Here is a 17,758-nt window from a genome sequence, read left to right on the forward strand (position 1 = left end):
GGTTGTCGACAATGAGCTTACAGCCGGTCGAGCACCGAGGCGACGATGCGGCGGGTGGACAGGCCGTAGCGGTCGTGCAGCGTCGGCAGCGCCCCGGCGGCGAGGAACTCGTCGGGCAGCGCGATCGGCATGACGGTGCGGTGCACGCCGCGGCGCACCGCCTCGGCCGCCACCGTCTCGAACAGCCCGCCGATCACCGTGTGGTTCTCCAGCGTGACCGCCAGCCGGTCCGAATCGATCTCGCGCAGCACGGTTTCGGCGTCGAACGGCTTGATGGTCGGCGTGTGCACCACCGCTACGTCGACGTTGTGGCCCGCGAGCTCCTCGGCGGCGAGCAGCGCCCGCATGGTCATCAGCCCACTGGACACGAACACGACGTCGGCGCCCGGCCGCACCACCTTGGCCCGGCCGAGTTCGAAGGTGTAGTCGTACTCGTCGAGCACCGTCGGCACCTGACCGCGCAGCAGGCGCAGGTAGGTCGGGCCTGCGTGCTCGGCCAACTGGGGCACCGCCTGGGCGATGTCGACCGAGTCGCAGGGGTCCACGATGGTCAGCCCCGGCACGCCACGGAAGATCGCCATGTCCTCGGTGGCCTGGTGCGACGGACCGTAACCCGTTGTCAAACCGGGAAGTCCGCCGACGATGTTGACGTTGAGCCCGGGTTCGGCGATGTCGAGGCAGATGAAGTCGTACGCCCGCCGCGCCGCGAACACCGAATACGTGGACGCGAACGGGATCAGGCCGGTCTCGGCCATCCCCGCGGCGGCACCGAACAGCAGTTGCTCGGCCATCCCCATCTGGAAGTACCGGTCGGGGAAGGCCTTGGCGAAGATGTGCATGTCGGTGTACTTGCCGAGGTCGGCGGTGAGTCCGACGATGCGCTCGTCGGCCTTGGCCGCCTCGACCAGCGCATGGCCGAACGGCGCAGGCGTCGTGCGTTGTCCGGGATCGGCGAACGAGGCGATCATCGCCGATGTCCGCAGGGGGGCGACCGATGTCATGCGTCTACTCCAGCCTTCTCCTGATGGCCGGCGGTGAGCTGCTCGCGGCAGACCTGCCACTCGTCGGCGTCGATGCGCATGAAGTGCGCCTTCTCCCGGTTCTCGAGCAGCGGGACGCCGCTGCCCACCCTGGTGTCACAGAGCAGGACCGCCGGGGTGCCGACGGGGGTTGCCCGCGCGGCGATCTCGTCGAACGCGGCCAGCAGGGCGTCGACGTCGTTGCCGTCGACCCGCTGGGCGAACCAGCCGCAGGCCGTCCACTTGTCGGCGACGGGCTCGGTGCGCAGCACGCCCGCGGTGGGTCCGTCGGCCTGCAGTGCGTTGATGTCGACCATCGCGATGAGATTGCCCAGCTGGTGGTGCGCGGCGCCCATGGCCGCCTCCCAGGTCGAGCCCTCGTCGAGTTCGCCGTCGGACAGGAAGTTGAACACCCGCGCCGGCGCGCCCTGGTGCCGGAGCCCGAGCGCCATCCCGACGGCCACGGTGAGGCCGTGTCCGAGCGATCCGCCGGAGATCTCCATTCCCGGTGTGTAGCTGGCCATCCCGGACATCGGCAGCCGGGAGTCGTCGCACCCGTAGGAGTCGAGCTCGGCGGCGTCGATGATCCCGGCCTCGGCGAGTGCTGCGTACAGGCCGATGGCGTAGTGCCCGGTGGACAGCAGGAACCTGTCGCGGCCCTCCCATTTCGGGTCGTCGGGGCGGTAGGAGAGCTGATCGGCGTACACGCAGGCGAGCATGTCGGCGGCACCGAGCGCCTGCCCGACGTAGCCCTGGCCCTGCGCCTCGCCCATGTCCAGCACGTGGTGGCGCATCCGGTAGGCGGCGTCGCGTACTTCGTCGTTGCGCATCAGGCGGCCACCACATGCGGGTCGGCGGTCTCGGCAGCGGCCTTGTCGGCCAGCATCCGTTCGCGGGGACCCCACGTCTCACGGGTGAGGATCGCGGCGACGAGGCCGATCGCCATGTAGCCGCTGAACAGCAGCGCCGGGCCCCACCACCCGTAGGCCTCGAACAGCAGCGTGGTGATGAAGGGGGTGAAGCCCGAGGCGATCGCCGAGATCTGATACGCCAGTGACGCACCCGAGGAGCGGGTGTTGGCGTTGAACAGTTCCGGGAACCATCCGCCCTGGGCGCCTGCGAGCGCGTTCTGGAACACGCCGTAGGCGATGACGAACGTCGCGATGATGAGGATGAACACGCCGGTGTTGACGGTGACGAACATCAGCACGCCGAACGGGATGCCCAGTGCGCACACCCAGAGGTAGAGCGGCCGCCGTCCGATCCTGTCGGTGAGCTTGGCCCAGGCGAAGGTGGCGAAGATGCCGATCGCCGCCGCGATGCACAGCGCGCCGATGGTCTGGGAGCGCGTCGCCAGCTCGGCGCCCTTGAGGTAGGACAGCATGTAGGTGATGGACACGGCGTAACCGGCGGTCTCGGCGATGCGAAGGCCGATGCCGCGCAGAATGTTTCGCCAGTCCTTCGCGACGACCTCGACGATCGGCGACTTCACGATGTCGCCGTGGGCCTTGACGTCCTCGAAGACCGGGGACTCGGGCACCTTGGCCCGGATGATCAGGCCGACGATGACGAGGATGATGCTGGCGAGGAAGGGCACCCGCCACGCCCAGTCGCCGCCGAGGTGGATGCTGACGAAGAACACCAGGTTCGCGATGAGCAGACCGACCGGGAAGCCGGACTGCACGATGCCGGTGTAACGGCCCTTCTTCCTCCACGGGGCGTGCTCGTAGCTCATCAGGATCGCGCCGCCCCACTCGGCGCCGAACGCCAGGCCCTGGATGATGCGCACGCTCACCAGCAGGATGGGTGCGAGCACCCCGACGGCGGCGTAGGTCGGCAGAAGGCCGATCGCGAAGGTGGCCAGACCCATCAGGATCAGCGACGCAACCAGGACCGGCTTACGGCCGACCTTGTCACCGAGGTGGCCGCCGATGATGCCGCCGAGTGGCCTGGCGACGAAGCCGACGCCGAGGGTCGCGAACGACAGCAGGGTGCCCGCCAGCGGGCTGGAGTTCGGGAAGAACGCCGTGCCGAAGTACAGCGCGGCGGCCGTGCCGAAACCGATGAAGTCGTAGGTCTCGATCACGGCGCCGACACCGGAGCCGATCGCGACCCGTTTGGCGTCGCGCGTGCCGTGCACCGGCCCCCGCATCGAGAGAGCGTCGTCGCTCATGAGCAGATCCTTTCCCAACACCTGTACCCGTTCCCGGGTGATCTCCACGTCACTGTCGACGGTCAACAGTGCGCCACGTCACTCAGTGTGAGGGCGCACACATCGCATTGTCAACAGTCAACACAAATCAATCGTTATTAGTTGACTGTTAACAATCGACGCCATAGTGTGGCTGCCATCACGTTCGCTCGACGCTGGGAAGCCGCCATGCATGCCGTCTCCAAGCCGGATCGCCGGCTGGGTTGCTCCACGATCAGCTTTCGCCATCTCGACCTGGAGATGGCGCTGACCTGGATCCGCCGGCTCGGCTTCGGGGGCATCGACCTGGGCGCTCTCCCCGGTGTCTGCGACCACGTGCCCTACCGGCTGGACGCCGCGGCGGTCGCCTCGGTGACCGCGACCGTGCGCAGCAGCCGTCTGCAGGTGCGCTCGATCAACGGCGACATCGGCGACCTCAACCTGCCCCTCGACGAGGCGGGCAGGCGCAGCCGCGACGCCCACCTGGACGCACTGCTGAGCTTGACCGCAGGCACCGGTGCCCGGGCCCTGGTGCTGCCGTGCGGCGCACTCGACCGCACCCCGCTGCGCTCGCTCGACGACGACCTGGACCTGGTCGCCGCCGAGCTGATCGCCGCCGCCCACCGCGCGGCGCAGCACGGCGTCGAACTGTGGACCGAATCGCTGCACTTCCACCGGCTGTGCTGCGACATGACGCGCGCACAGGCACTCTTCGACAGGCTGACCGGCAGCCCGGTGGGCATCGTGATGGACTTCAGCCACATCGTGGCCTCCGGCGGAGATCCGCTCGACTTCGTCGACCGGTTCGCCGGCCGCATCTCCCACGTGCACATCCGCGATGCGGTGCCCGGCAACATCAACGTCTCCGTCGGCCGCGGCGACGTCGACTTCGCGGGCGGGCTCAAGGTGCTCGCCGACACCGGCTACGCCGGCCACTTCGCGCTCGAACTCGAGACGCGGGACATCACCGATGACGAACGGCCGGCAGCCACCGCCGAAGCCGCGCAATACATTTCCGACCTGATCTGAGGAGAGACATGACAACACCGACCAACCGCACCCAGCGCACCGCCGTCATCACCGGCGCGACGTCCGAGCGCGGCATCGGCATGGCCGTCGCCCAGCGCTATGCCCGGGAAGGGTGGGCGGTGGTGATCCTCGACCTGGACGGCGAGAAGTCGGCCAAGGTGGCCGCCGACATCGGCAACCAGTTCGCGGTGCAGGCATTCGGCTGCGCCGTCGACGTGACGTCGGAGGAATCCGTCACCGCAGCCCAGGCCGCCGTCGCGGCCGAGGTCGCCGACGGCAACCTGCCACCCGTCGGGGCGCTGGCCAACATCGCGGGCATCACCTCGCCGGTGCCGTTCCTGGAGACCACGCTGGATCTGTGGAACAAGGTGATGGCCGTCAACGCCACCGGCACCTACCTCGTCACCAAGGCGTTCCTGCCCGCGATGATCGAGCAGGGCTGGGGCCGCGTCGTCAACATGTCCTCGGTGTCGGCGCAGCGTGGCGGCGGTGTGTTCGGCAAGGTGCCGTACTCGTCGGCCAAGGCCGCGATCCTCGGCTTCACCAAGGCGCTGGCCCGTGAGGTCGCCGACACCGGCGTGACCGTCAACGCCGTCACCCCCGGTGCGGTCGACACCAACATCCGCGTCGGCTCCACCGACGAGCAGGAGGCGAAGTTGGCCCGCGACATCCCCGTCGGGCGAACCGCCACCACCGACGAGGTCGCCGCCTGCATCACGTTCCTGTCTTCCGAGGACGCCGCCTACCTGACCGGCAGCACGATGGACATCAACGGCGGCAGCCACATCCACTGACTCGGGCGGCGGGCCGCCGCCCTGCCGGGCAATATAGGCACCCATGACCGCACCGGGAAGCCGATGGACCTGGACTCGCGTCGAGTCGCGCGCCGACAGCGACTTCGTCGTCGCTCCCGACGAACGGCTGGACTGGGCCCGCACCGTGGGCCTCGGGGCGCAGCATGTGGTGGCGATGTTCGGCGCCACGTTCCTGGTGCCTGTGCTCACCGGATTCCCGCCGGCCACCACGCTGCTGTTCTCCGGAATCGGCACCATTCTCTTCCTGATCATCACCGGCAACCGGCTGCCGAGCTATCTCGGTTCGAGTTTCTCGGTGATCGCCCCGGTGACGGGCGCGGTCGCCGCGCAGGGCACGGGCAGCGCCCTGGGCGGACTGGTCGCCGTGGGTGTCCTGCTCATCGTCATCGGCGCCGTCGTCCACGTCGTCGGCACCCGGTGGCTCGACCTGATCCTGCCGCCGGTGGTGACCGGTGCGATCGTCGCCCTGATCGGGCTGAACCTCGCACCGGCGGCGAAGAACAACTTCGAGAAGGGGCCGCTGGTCGGCGTCGTCACCCTGGTGCTGCTGGTGACGGTGCTCGCGTTCTTCCGCGGCATCGTCGGCCGGCTGGCGATCTTCCTGGCGGTGGTGGCCGGCTACCTGCTGGCACTGGCGCTCGGTGACCTCGACCCGGACAAAAAGGCCGCCATCGCCTCGGCCGCGTGGATTGGGCTGCCGGAGTTCCAGACGCCGTCGTTCACCTGGTCGGTGCTCCCGCTCTTCCTGCCCGCGGTCATCGCACTGGTCGCCGAGAACATCGGGCACGTCAAGTCGGTCGGCCAGATGACCGGCACCGACGCCGATCCGCTGATCGGCCGCGCCCTGATGGCCGACGGTGTGGCCACCACCCTGGCCGGCGCGGGCGGCGGATCGGCCACCACCACCTACGCCGAGAACATCGGCGTGATGGCGGCGACCCGGGTGTTCTCGACCGCCGCCTACTGGGTGGCGGCTGTGGTGGCGATCGCACTCGCGTTGTGCCCCAAGGTGGGAGCGGTGATCGCGGCGACACCCGACGGTGTGCTCGGTGGGGCCACCGTGGTGCTCTACGGCCTCGTCGGCATCATCGGCGTGCGGATCTGGCTGACCAACGACGTCGACTTCGCCAAACCGGTCAACCAGTTGACCGCGGCCATCCCGCTGATCATCGGCATCGCCGATTTCAGTTGGCAGGCAGGCAGTTTGACGTTCACCGGAATCGCGCTCGGCTCCATCGCCGCGCTGCTGGTGTATCACGGCATGCAGCTGCTGGGCATGGTGCGCGGTGTCCGCGACGACGACCGCGACCCGGATCCGACATCGCCGGTCGGCTAGGTCACCGAACGTTGCGGTCGCGCTTGTCGCGCGCCGGCACACCGTTGGCGCCGTCGGTGGACCGGGCGTAGGCGCCCACCGCGTAGGCCACCGCGGGACCCATCACCGACAGGGCATGCCGGTCGACGTTGGCGACGGTGTCGCGCGGGGTGTGGTAGTTCGGGTCGAATGCGACGTCGGCCTGACCGCCCCAGAGCCGGGCCTGCACAGCGGTCTTGCGCTGCGCCGCGCCCGTGGTGACCCCGCCGATCGGCACCCCGGCGGTGACGAAGGGGTGGTAGTCGGTGCGGTCGCCGATCGGCATGTCGGCCGGCCGGACGCCGGCGAGGTTGAGGTATCCCGCCAGCGTGCGTTCGATGCCCGCAGAGCCTTCCGGCGTCGCACCGGCCGGTCCGGTCGAGGCGGACTGGTCACCGTCGTAGGTGAAGTAGCCGGGGTTCGGCGAGCCGAGCATGTCGAAGTTGAGGTACAGCGCGATGTCGTTGAGCTGGTCGCGATCCAGGCCGCGCACGTAGGCCTGTGAACCGGCGAGGCCGATCTCCTCGGAACCCCAGAACGCGAATCGCACGGCGTTGCGCACATCCGGTGAGGCACCGAGTTGCAGCGCGGTCTCCAGCACCGCCGCCACCCCGGAGCCGTCGTCGTTGATGCCGGGCCCGCCCGCAACGCTGTCGAGGTGCGCGCCTGCCAGCACGACGTTGGCGGTGTCACCGGTCTTTGTCTGAGCCAACACATTCCGTGACTTGATCAGCACCGGCTCCCCGTCGAGCACCAATCGCACCGGCGCGGAGGTGCGGCGCAGCGCCGCACTGGCATCGGCGTCGATGACGCCGACCGGGATCTCGAGGTCGCGGTAGTAGCCGGGGGTGAACAACCCGGGCGGCGCAGTGTTCTGACGTGCACTGACCACCAGCAGGCCGAGGGCGCCGCCGGCCACGGCGGCGTCATGCTTGGCGACCACCGAACACCCGGTGTCGTCGACCACGGCGATGGCACCGTTCACGTCGACACCGCGGTAGTCCGCACGGGTGCATCCGGCGGGTGTCGCGGGCCGCAACGTCTCGGCGTTCAGTCCGCCGGGGCGGGTGGCCACCAGCAGCGACGCCTGCTGCACCGGGAGATCGCGACCGGCGACCATGACGCGGGGCTTACCGCCCCTGGTCGAGCCGTAGCGTTCGAACTCGGGCGTCTGGACGTCGAACCCCTTGTCCCGCAGTAGCTTCGCGACGTAGTCGACACTGGCGTCGTAACCGGGTCTGCCCTCGGCGCGATTGCCGCCGTGCTGGTCCGCGATGGCCTGCAGTGCGTCGAGGTGGGCAGCCATCGCATCGATGCCGACCCGGCCCGCCAGGTCGGCGGCGAGGTCGGTGGGCGGCGGCGGCGCCGACGAGGAGCACGCCGCCAGCAGCGCCGTCACCGCGATCGCGGCGACCGCCCGCGCGAGCATCATGCGTCGGACAGCGGATGGCGGGTGCGGTCGTCGCGGAGCGGAACTCCGTTGCGGCCGCGCTGATCCTGGGCGTACAACCCCACCGAGTACGGCACCGAACCGCCGTTGATCTCCATCGAGGTGCGGTCGATGTGTTCGAGGGTGTCGGTCTTCTTGTGGTAGTTCGGGTCGAACGGCTGGTCGGCCTCGCCGCCCCACAGGTCCGCCTGCTCTTTGGTCATCTTGGTCTCCGCGCCCGAGAAGGTGCCGCCTGCGGGGATGCCCGCCGCGGTGAACCCGTCGTAGTCGGACCGGCCGTCGAAGAAGATGTCCTGCGCCTTCTTGTCGGTGCCCTGGTAGTAGGCGACCAGCGCGCGCTCGATGCCGGCCGAACCCTCCGGCACCCGCGGCACGCCTGAGCGCGGATCGGGCCGCGAGGACTGGTCCCCGTCGTAGGTGAAGTACCCGGGGTTGGGCGAGCCGACCATGTCGAAGTTGAGATAGAGCGCGATGTCCTTGAGCCCCTCCTGGTCGAGCGACTTGACGTACTCGGTGGAACCGATCAGGCCGAGTTCCTCGGCACCCCAGAAGGCGAAGCGCACCGCATTGCGGACATCGGGCGAACTGCCCAGCTGCAGCGCGGTTTCCAGCACGGCGGCCACTCCTGAGCCGTTGTCGTTGATGCCCGGACCTTCGGGCACGCTGTCGAGGTGCGCGCCGGCCATCACCACGTCGGCGATGGAACCGGTCTTGGTCTGCGCGATCACATTGCGGGTGCGCTCGGTGCGCACGCCCGCCTTCAACCGCAGGGTGGTCTCACCGGGGTTGTCGCGCAGCTGCTTGCCGTCGGCCTTGCCGACGCTGACGACGGGGATCTTCACGTCGGTCGTCTCACCGAGCGTGCCGCCCATCTGGTCGCCGTCCTCGTTGTCGGCGACGACGAGCGCGACCGCACCGCGTTGAGCGGCGGCGGTCTGCTTCTCACCGAACGGGCATGTGCCGCGGTCGACCAGCACGACGGCGCCGCGCACCGGCAATCCGTCGTAGTCCTCGGCCGTGCACCCCGGTGAGTCCTCGACACGGGCCGCCACCAGCGGTCCGGTCACCCCTTGGGCCGGCGTGCCGATGGTGAATTCGAGCGGGCGGGCGGGCACGCTCCGGCCGCTCACGCGCAGTTCGGGTTCCTCGGCGAACGGGAGTTTCACCTCGAATTCGTCGGACTGGACGTCGAACCCCTTCTCGCGCAACGCATCGGCGACGTAGTCGACGCTGGCGGCATAACCGGGCGTGCCCAGTGCCCGGTTTCCGCCGTGGTCGTTCGCGATCTGCTGGAGCTTGTCCAGGTGGCCCATCATCGCGTCGACGGTCACCCGCGAGCGCAACTGATCGGCGAATTCCGTCGCGTTCGGCGACGACTCCTGCGTCGCCGGCGCCGACTCCGGTTCGGAATCGCGGCCGCAACCGGCCAACGCCGCGGTGACCACCAGCACGGTCAGCACGGCCGATGTTCTGCGCCCCATGGCACACACGTTAGCCGCTCGCGTGGAGTGCCCGGGCAAACCCGTTGACCGAGTGGCCGTCACGCGTCGCGACGGCTCGGGGCCGGGGTCAGCTGAAGAATCCGGACACCTGGGTCTCGGTGTCTCTCATCCGGCCGTGCGCCGCCTCCACGGCCAGTACCAGGCGCTTCAGCGCCGCGGACTCCTCCACAGACTCCTTCTGCCACTCGCGTTGGCGCTGCTCCCAGGATTCTTCGCCGGAGCCGGTCCACTGGTCGCCCGCGATCTGGTCGACCAGGGCGCCCTCCTCGCCGGTCAACTCCTCGAGCTTGGCGGCTTCGGCATTCAGGTCGTCGACGGCCTGCTGGGCTTCGCTGAAGTTCAGGACGATCTCGGTCATCGGGGTCCTCTCAGATGCCCATCTGGCGGGACAGGCCGCCTGCCGCGCCGGCGTCGGTCTGGTCGTACTGGGCGGCGGCCTGGAGGAGCGCGTCGGCGATCTCCATCTCCTCGCGCCGGGTGTCGGACGCCTCCTGCACGTAGCTCTCCAGCGCCTTCTGCACTGCGGTACCGGCCTGGCCGGTCCACGCCCCGGTGAACGTCGACGAGATCCGCACGACGTTGGCCACATGCTCGGCACGCTGATCGGCGAACTCCTGCATCTTGGCAGCCTGCTCGCGCAGCACGTTCGGGTCGACGCCCAGCGGTGAACTCATCGTCACTTCCTCGGGTTCCTCGGTGGCTTCGGCCGCCCTCGTACGGCCGTCGACAACCATCGTCGCATGCACCCGGCATCCGCGGATGCACGAATTCGGGGGCGGTCAGCGCAGAACGTCGAGCACCAGATCGGCGACCGCGCGCATGCCCGCGGCGTTGGGGTGCAGCGGCGCCGGACGGCCGGGCAGCGGCAGGCCTGGGCGCGTCGTCCACGGCTGAGCCGACCACGCATGATGGCCACGGCTGGCCTCGGCGGCCCGCACCCAGCGGCAGCCCGTCGCCGTCGTGGCCTCGCCGGTCAACCGCTCGAGCGTGTCGGCCACCCGCCGGCCCAGCGCCGCGTCGACGCCTGCCAGCGGCGGTGCGGGTGAGCCGGCCGGCGGCAGCAGCGTCAGGTAGTCGACGAACAGCACGGTCGCGCGCGGTGAACGCTCTCGGACCGCCTGTCCGACCCGCTGCAGCGAATCGGCGACCAGCACCAGGGCGCGGTCGCGCGCCGTCGGGTCGAGCAGGTCGCGGATCCGGCCGCCCAGCAGGGGCACCGAGCGGGTGAACCGCGGCAGTGCGGCGACGGTGAGCAGTGGCACGTAGCCGGCGTCGTTGCCGCCGATCGTCACGGTCACCAGCCGCTCGTCCCCGTCGAGCGCATCGATCTGCGGCGGCTCGCCGTTCTGTCGCTCGTCGAGCACATGGGCGGTGGTGGCGCCGGAGTAGGTGACGTCGACCAGGTCGAGATCGAGCGCCGCGGCCACCAGGTGGGCATAGTTGCGCGCAGACCGGCCGGCCCGGAACGGCGCACCGTCGGCCGACGGGCGGATCCCGGGCCCGGCCGCCATCGAACTGCCGAGTGCGACGTAGCGCCCGTTCACAGCGATGGGCTCGACGCCTGCGCCCAGAACCGCTTGGGGATCCGGCCGGCCTGCCGGGCGAGGCGCCCTGCGGTGACGGCGGCGGCCATCGCCGCGGCCATCACCGGGGGGTCGGCGGCGCGGGTGACGGCGGTCGCCAGCAGCACGGCGTCGCAGCCCAGTTCCATCGCCAGGGCCGCGTCACTGGCGGTGCCGATTCCCGCGTCGAGGATCACCGGGACGCCTGCCTGCTCGACGATCATCGCGATGTTGTGCGGGTTGGCGATCCCCAGACCGGTGCCGATCGGCGAACCCAGCGGCATCACGGCCGCGCATCCGGTGTCCTCCAGCCGCCGGGCCAGCACCGGATCGTCGTTCGTGTAGGGCAGCACCGTGAATCCGTCGTCGACGAGTTGTTCTGCGGCCCGGACCAATTCGATGGCATCGGGCAGCAGGGTGCGCTCGTCGGCGATCACCTCGAGCTTCACCCATTCGGTGCCGAGCGCCTCGCGCGCCAACTGCGCGGTGAGCACCGCCTCTGCCGCGCCGCGGCAGCCCGCGGTGTTCGGCAGCGGCGTGATGCCCAGCCGGTTCAGCAGATCGAGGACGCCGGTGCCGGCCTCGGCGTCCACCCGCCGCATCGCAACCGTGGTCAGCTCGGTGCCCGACGCGACGAGCGCCTGCTCGAGCACCGCGAGGTTGGCCGCGCCGCCGGTGCCCAGGATCAGCCGCGAGCCGAACTCCCGCCCGGCGATGGTCAGCTTGCCCGAATCCCCGGTCGCGTTGCTGTTGCCCACCGGATCAGCCACCCTGCACCGCCGTCACCACGTCGACCCTGGCGCCGTCGGCGAGCGGGGTCTCCCACTCCGACCGCGGCAGCACCGACCAGTCCACCGCCACCGCGATACCCTTGTCCGGGAAGCCCATCCGATCGAGCAGGTCGGCCACCGTTGGCCGGCCGTCCAGGTCGACGTCCTCGTTGTTCACCGTGACTCTCATGCCCTCACCTCTGCCATGACGTTCAGTTCGGCCGCGACGCGCTCCGCGGTCCACGGCGCGAGCAGGAACCCGCTGCGGCCGTGACCCGCCGCCACCATGGTGCGCCCGTCGAGCCGCTCCACGATCGGCACCCCGTCGGGTGTCATCGGCCGCAGCCCCGCCGCACACTCGGCGAGCTCGTACTCCCCCAGCGCAGGCATCACCGCGCACGCGTCGTCGAGCAGTTCACGCACCCCGGCGACGGCGGGCGCGGTGTCGCGACCGTGCTCGTACTGGGTGGCGCCGACCACCACACCGTCGGCCCGCGGCACCAGATAGACCGGCCGTCCGTGCACCCGGGCACGAATCACCCGCTGCGGCACCGGCATACATCCGCGTCGCCATCTCAGCCGCAGCACCTCGCCTTTGACCGGCCGGATCGGCAGCCCGGGCCAGAGGGCGGGTGCGTCGATGCCGTTGGCGATCACCCGGACATCCGCGTCGACGTCGGACAGCTGGTCGACCGGGCCTTCCCACCGGACACCGAGCCGCTCGCAGTGCGCGGCCAGGGCGTCGACCACCAGCCGGTTGTCAACCGCCAGTTCGGTTTTCGCGATGAATCCGTGCCGGATGCCCTGCGCCAGCATCGGTTCGATGTCGCGTGCGGACGTGGTCGTCGCCACGGGGTGACCCTGCTCCGCGAGGAACTGACCCACGGTCCGCAGATCGGCGGCGTCGGCCCGGTCGACGGCGACAACCAGCGATTCGCGTGCCGTCACCACGCCGTCGGGCATCCCGTCGAGGAAGCCCTCGTGCCACATCCGCAGCGACTCCAGGCCGATCCGCAGCAACTGCTCCTCGCCCGGCCAGCCCTCGCTGTGCGGGGCCAGCATGCCACCGGCGACCCAGGACGCACCGTGCGCGTCGGCCCGGTGCACCGTCACCTGCCAGCCGTCTAGCGCGGCCCGGCGGGCCACGGCGAGTCCGATGACGCCGCCGCCGATGACGGCGAGCGATCTCTGAGGCATTTCTGCTCCCTTCGCCGGCATGATCCGGATCAGGTCCGACGGTAAGGGCGGCACGCGCCCACTCTCAGTCCCCGGTGCCGGGACTCCCGTGTCGAGCCCCCAGACTACCCGGCGCTGACCTCCGCAACCCGAACGCGCCGCGTCTGTGCCGATGGCCGCCGCCGGGGCGCCAGCACCCGCAGCGCAACCTTCGGGCGCATCAGCGCCTGAGGCGGGTCGAGGAAGCCGACCACCCGCAGGAACTGCGCGGCGACCTCCGGGTCGTACTCCCCGACGTTCTGCAACCGCTCGACGTACCGGCCGGTCAGCCTCATCGACAGCGGCAGGCGCCCTTCTATCCCGGGGAGCCGCAGATCGGAACCGACCGCGAACTGCCAGGCCACGCCGATCGGCTTGGCCGCGGCCCGGAAGTAGCGGCGAGCCAGGTCGTGGTCACCGCGGCGCAGACACTCCCGCAGCGCCAGCGCCTGCAGCGCCGCGACCGTCATGCCCTGGCCGTAGATCGGGTTGAAGCTGCACAGCGCGTCGCCGAGGACCACCAGGCCGGCGGGGAAGCGCCGCATCCGGTCGTAGCGACGCCACCGACTCTCGGGGTAGCGGAAGCGGCACACGTCGGTCAGCGGCTCGGCGGCCCGGACGGCGGACAGGATGTGGTCGGGCACCAGGCCGGTCGCGAAGTCCACCATCTCGGACAGCTCACCGGGCGGCTCATGGCCCGCCATGCCGAAGACGGTGAAGATCCAGGCGTCGTGCTCGTATCCGAACAGCGCCATCCCGGTCGGACGACCGGGCGTCGGGCTCACCAGCGCGAGCATCTCCCGCAGGGTCCCCGGCGGAATCCTGAGGAGTTGGCTGGAGTAGACCAGCCGCACGGCGACGCTCTCCTCGACCGGCCGCCCGTATCCGAGGCTCTCGAGGAACGCCGGTGTGCGCGCTCCGCGGCCGGAGGCGTCGACCACCAGATCGGCTGTCAGGGCGGCCTCGGCGCCGGAGCCATGGGCGCGTACCCGGACGCCGGTCACCCGGTCGGCCTCGGGCGACGAGGTGAACCCCTCGATGTCGTGGCCGTCGAGGACGGTCACGTTGGCCATCGCCTGCAGGCGCTGCCGCACCAGACCTTCCAGCAGCGGCCGGCTGGGCACGAACAGCGGCGGAACGTTCGGCAGTGCTCCGTTGCGGATGCCCTCGTGGTCCGCGAGATGCGTGTACGCCCGGGACATGTCCCGGTAGTCGAATGCGGGCACCTCGGCGGCGACGAGGTCGGCGGTGAAGTCGGGGAACAGCTCATCCAGGGCGGCCCTGCCCCGCGCCAGAAGGGCGTGCGCATGACGGCCCTGCGGCACCCCGCGGCGGTTGGCGCTGACCTGCGGCAGCACGTCACGTTCCACCACGGTGACGGCGTCGTACAGATCGGCGAGCACCCGGGCGGCCAGCAGCCCGCCCATGCTCGCGCCGAGCACTACCGCGTGTCCACCGATTCTGTTCATATCGCCACCTAATTTTCGGGGTTTGACCTGCTCATGGATGATCTCCCCGGGCCTGGCGGCCGCCTAGAGTAGTCCGCTACCTGCCTTCGGCTAGCGTCGCGATGTGCTCACTTCGCGTGAACGTCTGGCCACCGCCTCGCTGTATCTGTGCACCGACGCCCGCCGCGAGCGCGGCGATCTCGCCGAGTTCGCCGACGCCGCGCTGTCGGGCGGGGTGGACCTCATCCAGCTGCGCGACAAGGGGTCGCCCGGTGAACAGCGGTTCGGCCCGCTGGAGGCGCGCCAGGAGATCGAGGCGCTCGCGGTGCTGGGCGAGGCGGCCCGACGGCACGGCGCACTGCTGATGGTCAACGACCGCGCCGACATCGCGCGGGCGGCCGGCGCCGACGGCCTGCATCTGGGCCAGGACGACCTGCCGCTGCTGATGGCCCGCGACATCCTGCGGCCGGGTCCGGTGGTGGGCCGGTCCACCCACGATCTCGCGCAGGCCCGGGCGGCCGTCGCCGAGCAGGTGGACTACTTCTGCGTCGGTCCGTGCTGGCCGACACCCACCAAGCCGGGGCGGCCGGCCCCCGGACTCGACCTGGTCCGCGAGGTGGCGCAGCTGCGGCCGGCCAAACCGTGGTTCGCGATCGGCGGCATCGACGAGCAGCGGCTGCCCGAGGTGCTGGCCGCAGGCGCTCAGCGCATCGTCGTCGTGCGGGCGATCACCGCCGCCGAGGACCCGCAGGCGGCGGCGCGGCGATTGAAGGCGGCGCTTACGTCGGGCTCGTGATCGGTGCCCGGCCGGGCGGCCGGCAGACACACGGTGCCGACCAGCATGTCGGCGAGCGTCTGCCGCTTGGACGACCACAGCGGAAACAGGAAGCCGACAAGTAAGGGAAGCGCGTCGACCAGGTGCAGCACCAGCCGCGCGACGCTCTTGACGAAACCAGCCGGGGCCCCGGTCTTCTCGCTGACGACGACGAAGTGCAACACCGACTTGCCGAGCGTCGCACCGCTCCTGCCCTGGCGGTAACCCCAGTTCCACAGCACGTAAACCGACGTCGCGGCGATTGCTGCGTGAAAAACCGACATGCCCGCCGTCGTCGAGACCGGCAAGCAGAACCCCTCTTCGTCGTACACGCAGTATTGGCTTGTCCACAATCGATATCCGATTCCTATGCCGATCAGCGCAGTGGGCAACAGCGCATCGACCGTCGCGGCGGCCGCCCGGCGAAGCCACGGCACGTAGGACCTCTCGGGCGACGTGCCTCGTAGGCGCTGTTCCGGTTCGTCGAAAGGGACGGGCGCACCGAGTGTCTCGGCCACAGCGTTCTGCTCGCGCTGCACGACCGCGAACGCGATCGCGAACATCGCGCCGGCCGCCATCATGGTGACGCCCCGCCAATCAGCGACGAGATGCTCGGGCAGCGCTACGTAGTCGACGATGACCGCGAGATTGACGACAGTCGACAGCGGGACCAGCCAAGCGCGGGTCCGGCGTGCCGAACCGCCCGCGGGCCCCTGCAGCCGGGCCAGCCGGGTTAGGTGAACGGCCAGCGGCACCGGCGGCACCACCCACAGCAGCAGCGAGAACCCCAGCGCGGGCCACCAGCCGGCGCCGTCGGGTTTCACGACTTGCATGTGCTCACGCACGAGCCGCATCCAAACGGGGGACGGCCCAATGAACACCAGCGGCAGCGGCGCCAGGACGCATAGGACTATGAAGGAGACGAGGCCCAGTCCGGCGGTCTCGAGCACCGCACGTTTCTCCAGGAGGGCGCCGGAACCGGTGCGCAGCCCGCACGCGGGCTCGGTAGGCCCTGCCGGCAGACGGCGAAGACGAGCCGTCCGGAGCAACCAGGCCGCACGCAGGCCCACGAGGGCGGCGCCGAAGGCGATGATGCCGACGAAGGCGGCGCGGGTCTCGGAAAACAGAAAGTAGTTCGGCCGCATCGCCCATGCCAGCACGGCGACCGTGACGGTGCTCAGCCACAGATCCACCGCGACCTCGTGAGGCGCTCTGGCGCCCAGCCTGGAGAACAACTCGGCTTCGAGCCGGTAGACGCCGTCGCCGCGGGACACGTTCCAGCTCGTCGTGGTCCGCTCTAGGGACACGTCCGCGGCGGTCCCGAGGTTGAGCAGTATGCGCTTGATCCGGAAGGCCGACATCAGGGGCCGCACCACGATGTAGACGGCGATGGCGAGGATAGCCAGCAACACGACGAATTCCTCCACGCCGGCAGCGCGGAATTCGGTCGAGGAGCTGACGACGGACTCCGCACTGGGCACGCTTGACATCAGCGGGATAACTCTCCGAAGGAGGGCCTCAACCTTCGAGAGGTCCGTGGTGTCGGCACTCATCTTCTCGACGCTGCTCGCGATCGCCCCGGCAACGAGCGGCAGGACGACCTGCGCCACGACGAAGACGGCAATCACAGCGACCGCGATGATCGCCTTCCACCGCACCGTCGGCAGCGATGCGTGAAACGCCTTCACCAAGTCGCCGGCTCGCTGCTCATCCTCGTTGAGACCGCGCGTGGCCGCGAGTCGGTCGTAGCGCCGGCCGAGCGTGTCGGTCGACCGGTGCACGTGGTGCACGAGCATGGTCGACACCCCGAAGGTCGGCCGCGGAAGGCGCCGCCAGCCGTCCAAGGCCGTCCAGCGCCGGGGGCGGGCGGCGATCCGCACGAACGGAGGTAGCGCGTCTGCGGCGTCGAGCGCACGGCCATACGCGCCGAGCAGTTCGCGGATCTGCTCGGCGGTCGGTGAACCGGCGGCTGTCACAATTCAAACGACACCACCGCCCGGGTGGTCACCACACGAGTAGTCGACTACCTGAGTAGCTGAGCCCTACGGCTGCCCGTTGACCAGCAGCGGAATCGACGCCGTCACCGACCGCAGGCGCTCCCAGCTGGCGGCGAACCCGGGGTGCAGCGGCAGCGCCGCCACCTCCTCCTCGGCAACCCAGCGCAGTTCGGCGCTCTCCCGGTTGGGCACGGTGTCCAGCAGTTCCGGCGCGTCGGCGATCACGGTGGTGTAGCTCCAGGCCGCGCCGCCGACGCCGGCCACCTCGGCGGTGACGACGGTGGTCCGCACGGTGAGCTGGTCGGTGGTGAGGCCGGCCTCCTCGTGCGCCTCGCGCACCGCGGCCTGTTCGGCGGTTTCGTGACTGTCGCGCGCGCCGCCGGGCAGACCCCAGGTGCCGCCCTGATGGCTCCACACCGCGCGGTGCTGGAGCAGCACCGCGGGCGTCCCGTCCGGCCCGGGCGCGCGCAGCAGCAACCCGGCCGCGCCGTGTCTGCCCCAGAAGCGGCCGTTGTCGGAGAACACCCAACCGTCACCGTCGCCGCGCATCCGTACAGGATAGGACTGCCCGACCTTAGACGGCCGTCCCCGA

The 17,758-nt window shown here is 70.2% G+C and carries 18 protein-coding genes and 1 riboswitch; of the genes, 4 read left to right on the forward strand and 14 right to left on the reverse strand.

Translation table 11 applies throughout. The features are described 5' to 3' along the window. Positions 1-17: 17 nt before the first annotated feature. From AB0K11_RS12740 to AB0K11_RS12750, 3 genes are read right to left on the reverse strand one after another with little or no spacing between them, the layout of a single operon-like run. Entirely contained in the window at positions 18-1,001 is a 984-nt protein-coding gene (locus tag AB0K11_RS12740; RefSeq protein ID WP_364976918.1) for a transketolase C-terminal domain-containing protein, read from the reverse strand. Next, positions 998-1,849 carry a transketolase gene (locus AB0K11_RS12745; RefSeq protein ID WP_364976920.1) on the reverse strand — a complete coding sequence of 284 codons (852 nt, stop codon included), beginning with the start codon at positions 1,847-1,849 and terminating at the stop codon, positions 998-1,000. Before AB0K11_RS12745 ends, AB0K11_RS12740 begins: the two co-directional genes overlap by 4 nt. Then, positions 1,849-3,192 carry an MFS transporter gene (locus tag AB0K11_RS12750; RefSeq protein ID WP_364976922.1) on the reverse strand — a complete coding sequence of 448 codons (1,344 nt, stop codon included), beginning with the start codon at positions 3,190-3,192 and terminating at the stop codon, positions 1,849-1,851. The genes AB0K11_RS12745 and AB0K11_RS12750 overlap by 1 nt, the downstream gene beginning before the upstream one ends. 207 nt (positions 3,193-3,399) lie before the next feature. On the opposite strand from AB0K11_RS12750, the gene AB0K11_RS12755 reads away from it, so the two are divergent. From AB0K11_RS12755 to AB0K11_RS12765, 3 genes are read left to right on the forward strand one after another with little or no spacing between them, the layout of a single operon-like run. Continuing rightward, positions 3,400-4,239, forward strand: coding sequence for a sugar phosphate isomerase/epimerase (locus AB0K11_RS12755; RefSeq protein ID WP_364976924.1), 840 nt, complete (start codon positions 3,400-3,402; stop codon positions 4,237-4,239). 8 nt (positions 4,240-4,247) lie between these two features. After that, positions 4,248-5,033 (forward strand): SDR family NAD(P)-dependent oxidoreductase, encoded by a 786-nt coding sequence (locus AB0K11_RS12760; RefSeq protein WP_364976926.1) that lies wholly within the window; start codon positions 4,248-4,250, stop codon positions 5,031-5,033. Positions 5,034-5,076: 43 nt separating this feature from the next. Then, complete coding sequence (locus tag AB0K11_RS12765; RefSeq protein WP_364976928.1) at positions 5,077-6,390, forward strand: solute carrier family 23 protein; 1,314 nt, start codon at positions 5,077-5,079, stop codon at positions 6,388-6,390. A 1-nt stretch (position 6,391) separates the two neighbouring features. On the opposite strand, the gene AB0K11_RS12770 is transcribed toward AB0K11_RS12765, so the two are convergent. The 9 genes from AB0K11_RS12770 to AB0K11_RS12810 form a co-directional block, all read right to left on the reverse strand. Further along, positions 6,392-7,840, reverse strand: coding sequence for a M20/M25/M40 family metallo-hydrolase (locus AB0K11_RS12770; protein WP_364976930.1), 1,449 nt, complete (start codon positions 7,838-7,840; stop codon positions 6,392-6,394). Further along, complete coding sequence (locus AB0K11_RS12775) at positions 7,837-9,339, reverse strand: M28 family metallopeptidase (RefSeq protein ID WP_364976932.1); 1,503 nt, start codon at positions 9,337-9,339, stop codon at positions 7,837-7,839. The genes AB0K11_RS12770 and AB0K11_RS12775 overlap by 4 nt, the downstream gene beginning before the upstream one ends. A gap of 88 nt (positions 9,340-9,427) precedes the next feature. Then, positions 9,428-9,718, reverse strand: a complete 291-nt coding sequence (locus tag AB0K11_RS12780) for a hypothetical protein (RefSeq protein WP_364976934.1) — start codon at positions 9,716-9,718, stop codon at positions 9,428-9,430. A 10-nt stretch (positions 9,719-9,728) separates the two neighbouring features. Beyond that, positions 9,729-10,034: a type VII secretion target gene (locus AB0K11_RS12785; protein ID WP_364976936.1), complete on the reverse strand. Its 306-nt coding sequence runs from the start codon at positions 10,032-10,034 to the stop codon at positions 9,729-9,731. Positions 10,035-10,139: 105 nt separating this feature from the next. Continuing rightward, on the reverse strand, positions 10,140-10,904 hold the full coding sequence (locus AB0K11_RS12790; protein ID WP_364976939.1) for an SGNH/GDSL hydrolase family protein: 765 nt from the start codon (positions 10,902-10,904) through the stop codon (positions 10,140-10,142). Continuing rightward, complete coding sequence (locus AB0K11_RS12795) at positions 10,901-11,644, reverse strand: thiazole synthase (RefSeq protein ID WP_364978391.1); 744 nt, start codon at positions 11,642-11,644, stop codon at positions 10,901-10,903. Before AB0K11_RS12795 ends, AB0K11_RS12790 begins: the two co-directional genes overlap by 4 nt. Positions 11,645-11,684: 40 nt before the next feature. Next, positions 11,685-11,882 carry a sulfur carrier protein ThiS gene (gene thiS, locus AB0K11_RS12800; RefSeq protein ID WP_264013607.1) on the reverse strand — a complete coding sequence of 66 codons (198 nt, stop codon included), beginning with the start codon at positions 11,880-11,882 and terminating at the stop codon, positions 11,685-11,687. Continuing rightward, a complete protein-coding gene (thiO, locus tag AB0K11_RS12805; protein WP_364976942.1) occupies positions 11,879-12,910 on the reverse strand; it encodes a glycine oxidase ThiO in 1,032 nt (343 codons plus the stop codon). The genes thiS and thiO overlap by 4 nt, the downstream gene beginning before the upstream one ends. Next, positions 12,879-12,989, reverse strand: a riboswitch (TPP riboswitch). Its footprint overlaps the gene before it by 32 nt. A 4-nt stretch (positions 12,990-12,993) precedes the next feature. After that, positions 12,994-14,376 carry a 2-polyprenyl-6-methoxyphenol hydroxylase-like oxidoreductase gene (locus AB0K11_RS12810; RefSeq protein WP_364976944.1) on the reverse strand — a complete coding sequence of 461 codons (1,383 nt, stop codon included), beginning with the start codon at positions 14,374-14,376 and terminating at the stop codon, positions 12,994-12,996. A 103-nt stretch (positions 14,377-14,479) separates the two neighbouring features. Between AB0K11_RS12810 and thiE the strand changes: the two genes are divergently transcribed. After that, positions 14,480-15,151 carry a thiamine phosphate synthase gene (gene thiE / locus AB0K11_RS12815; protein WP_364976946.1) on the forward strand — a complete coding sequence of 224 codons (672 nt, stop codon included), beginning with the start codon at positions 14,480-14,482 and terminating at the stop codon, positions 15,149-15,151. Here thiE and AB0K11_RS12820 read toward each other — a convergent pair. Both AB0K11_RS12820 and AB0K11_RS12825 read right to left on the reverse strand, forming a co-directional pair. After that, entirely contained in the window at positions 15,058-17,145 is a 2,088-nt protein-coding gene (locus AB0K11_RS12820; protein WP_364976948.1) for an RDD family protein, read from the reverse strand. The genes thiE and AB0K11_RS12820 overlap by 94 nt on opposite strands. A 66-nt stretch (positions 17,146-17,211) precedes the next feature. Then, positions 17,212-17,715, reverse strand: a complete 504-nt coding sequence (locus AB0K11_RS12825; RefSeq protein ID WP_364976950.1) for an NUDIX hydrolase — start codon at positions 17,713-17,715, stop codon at positions 17,212-17,214. Positions 17,716-17,758 lie beyond the last annotated feature (43 nt).

This window comes from Mycobacterium sp. NPDC050551, from assembly GCF_040674075.1.
Taxonomy (GTDB): Bacteria; Actinomycetota; Actinomycetes; order Mycobacteriales; family Mycobacteriaceae; genus Mycobacterium.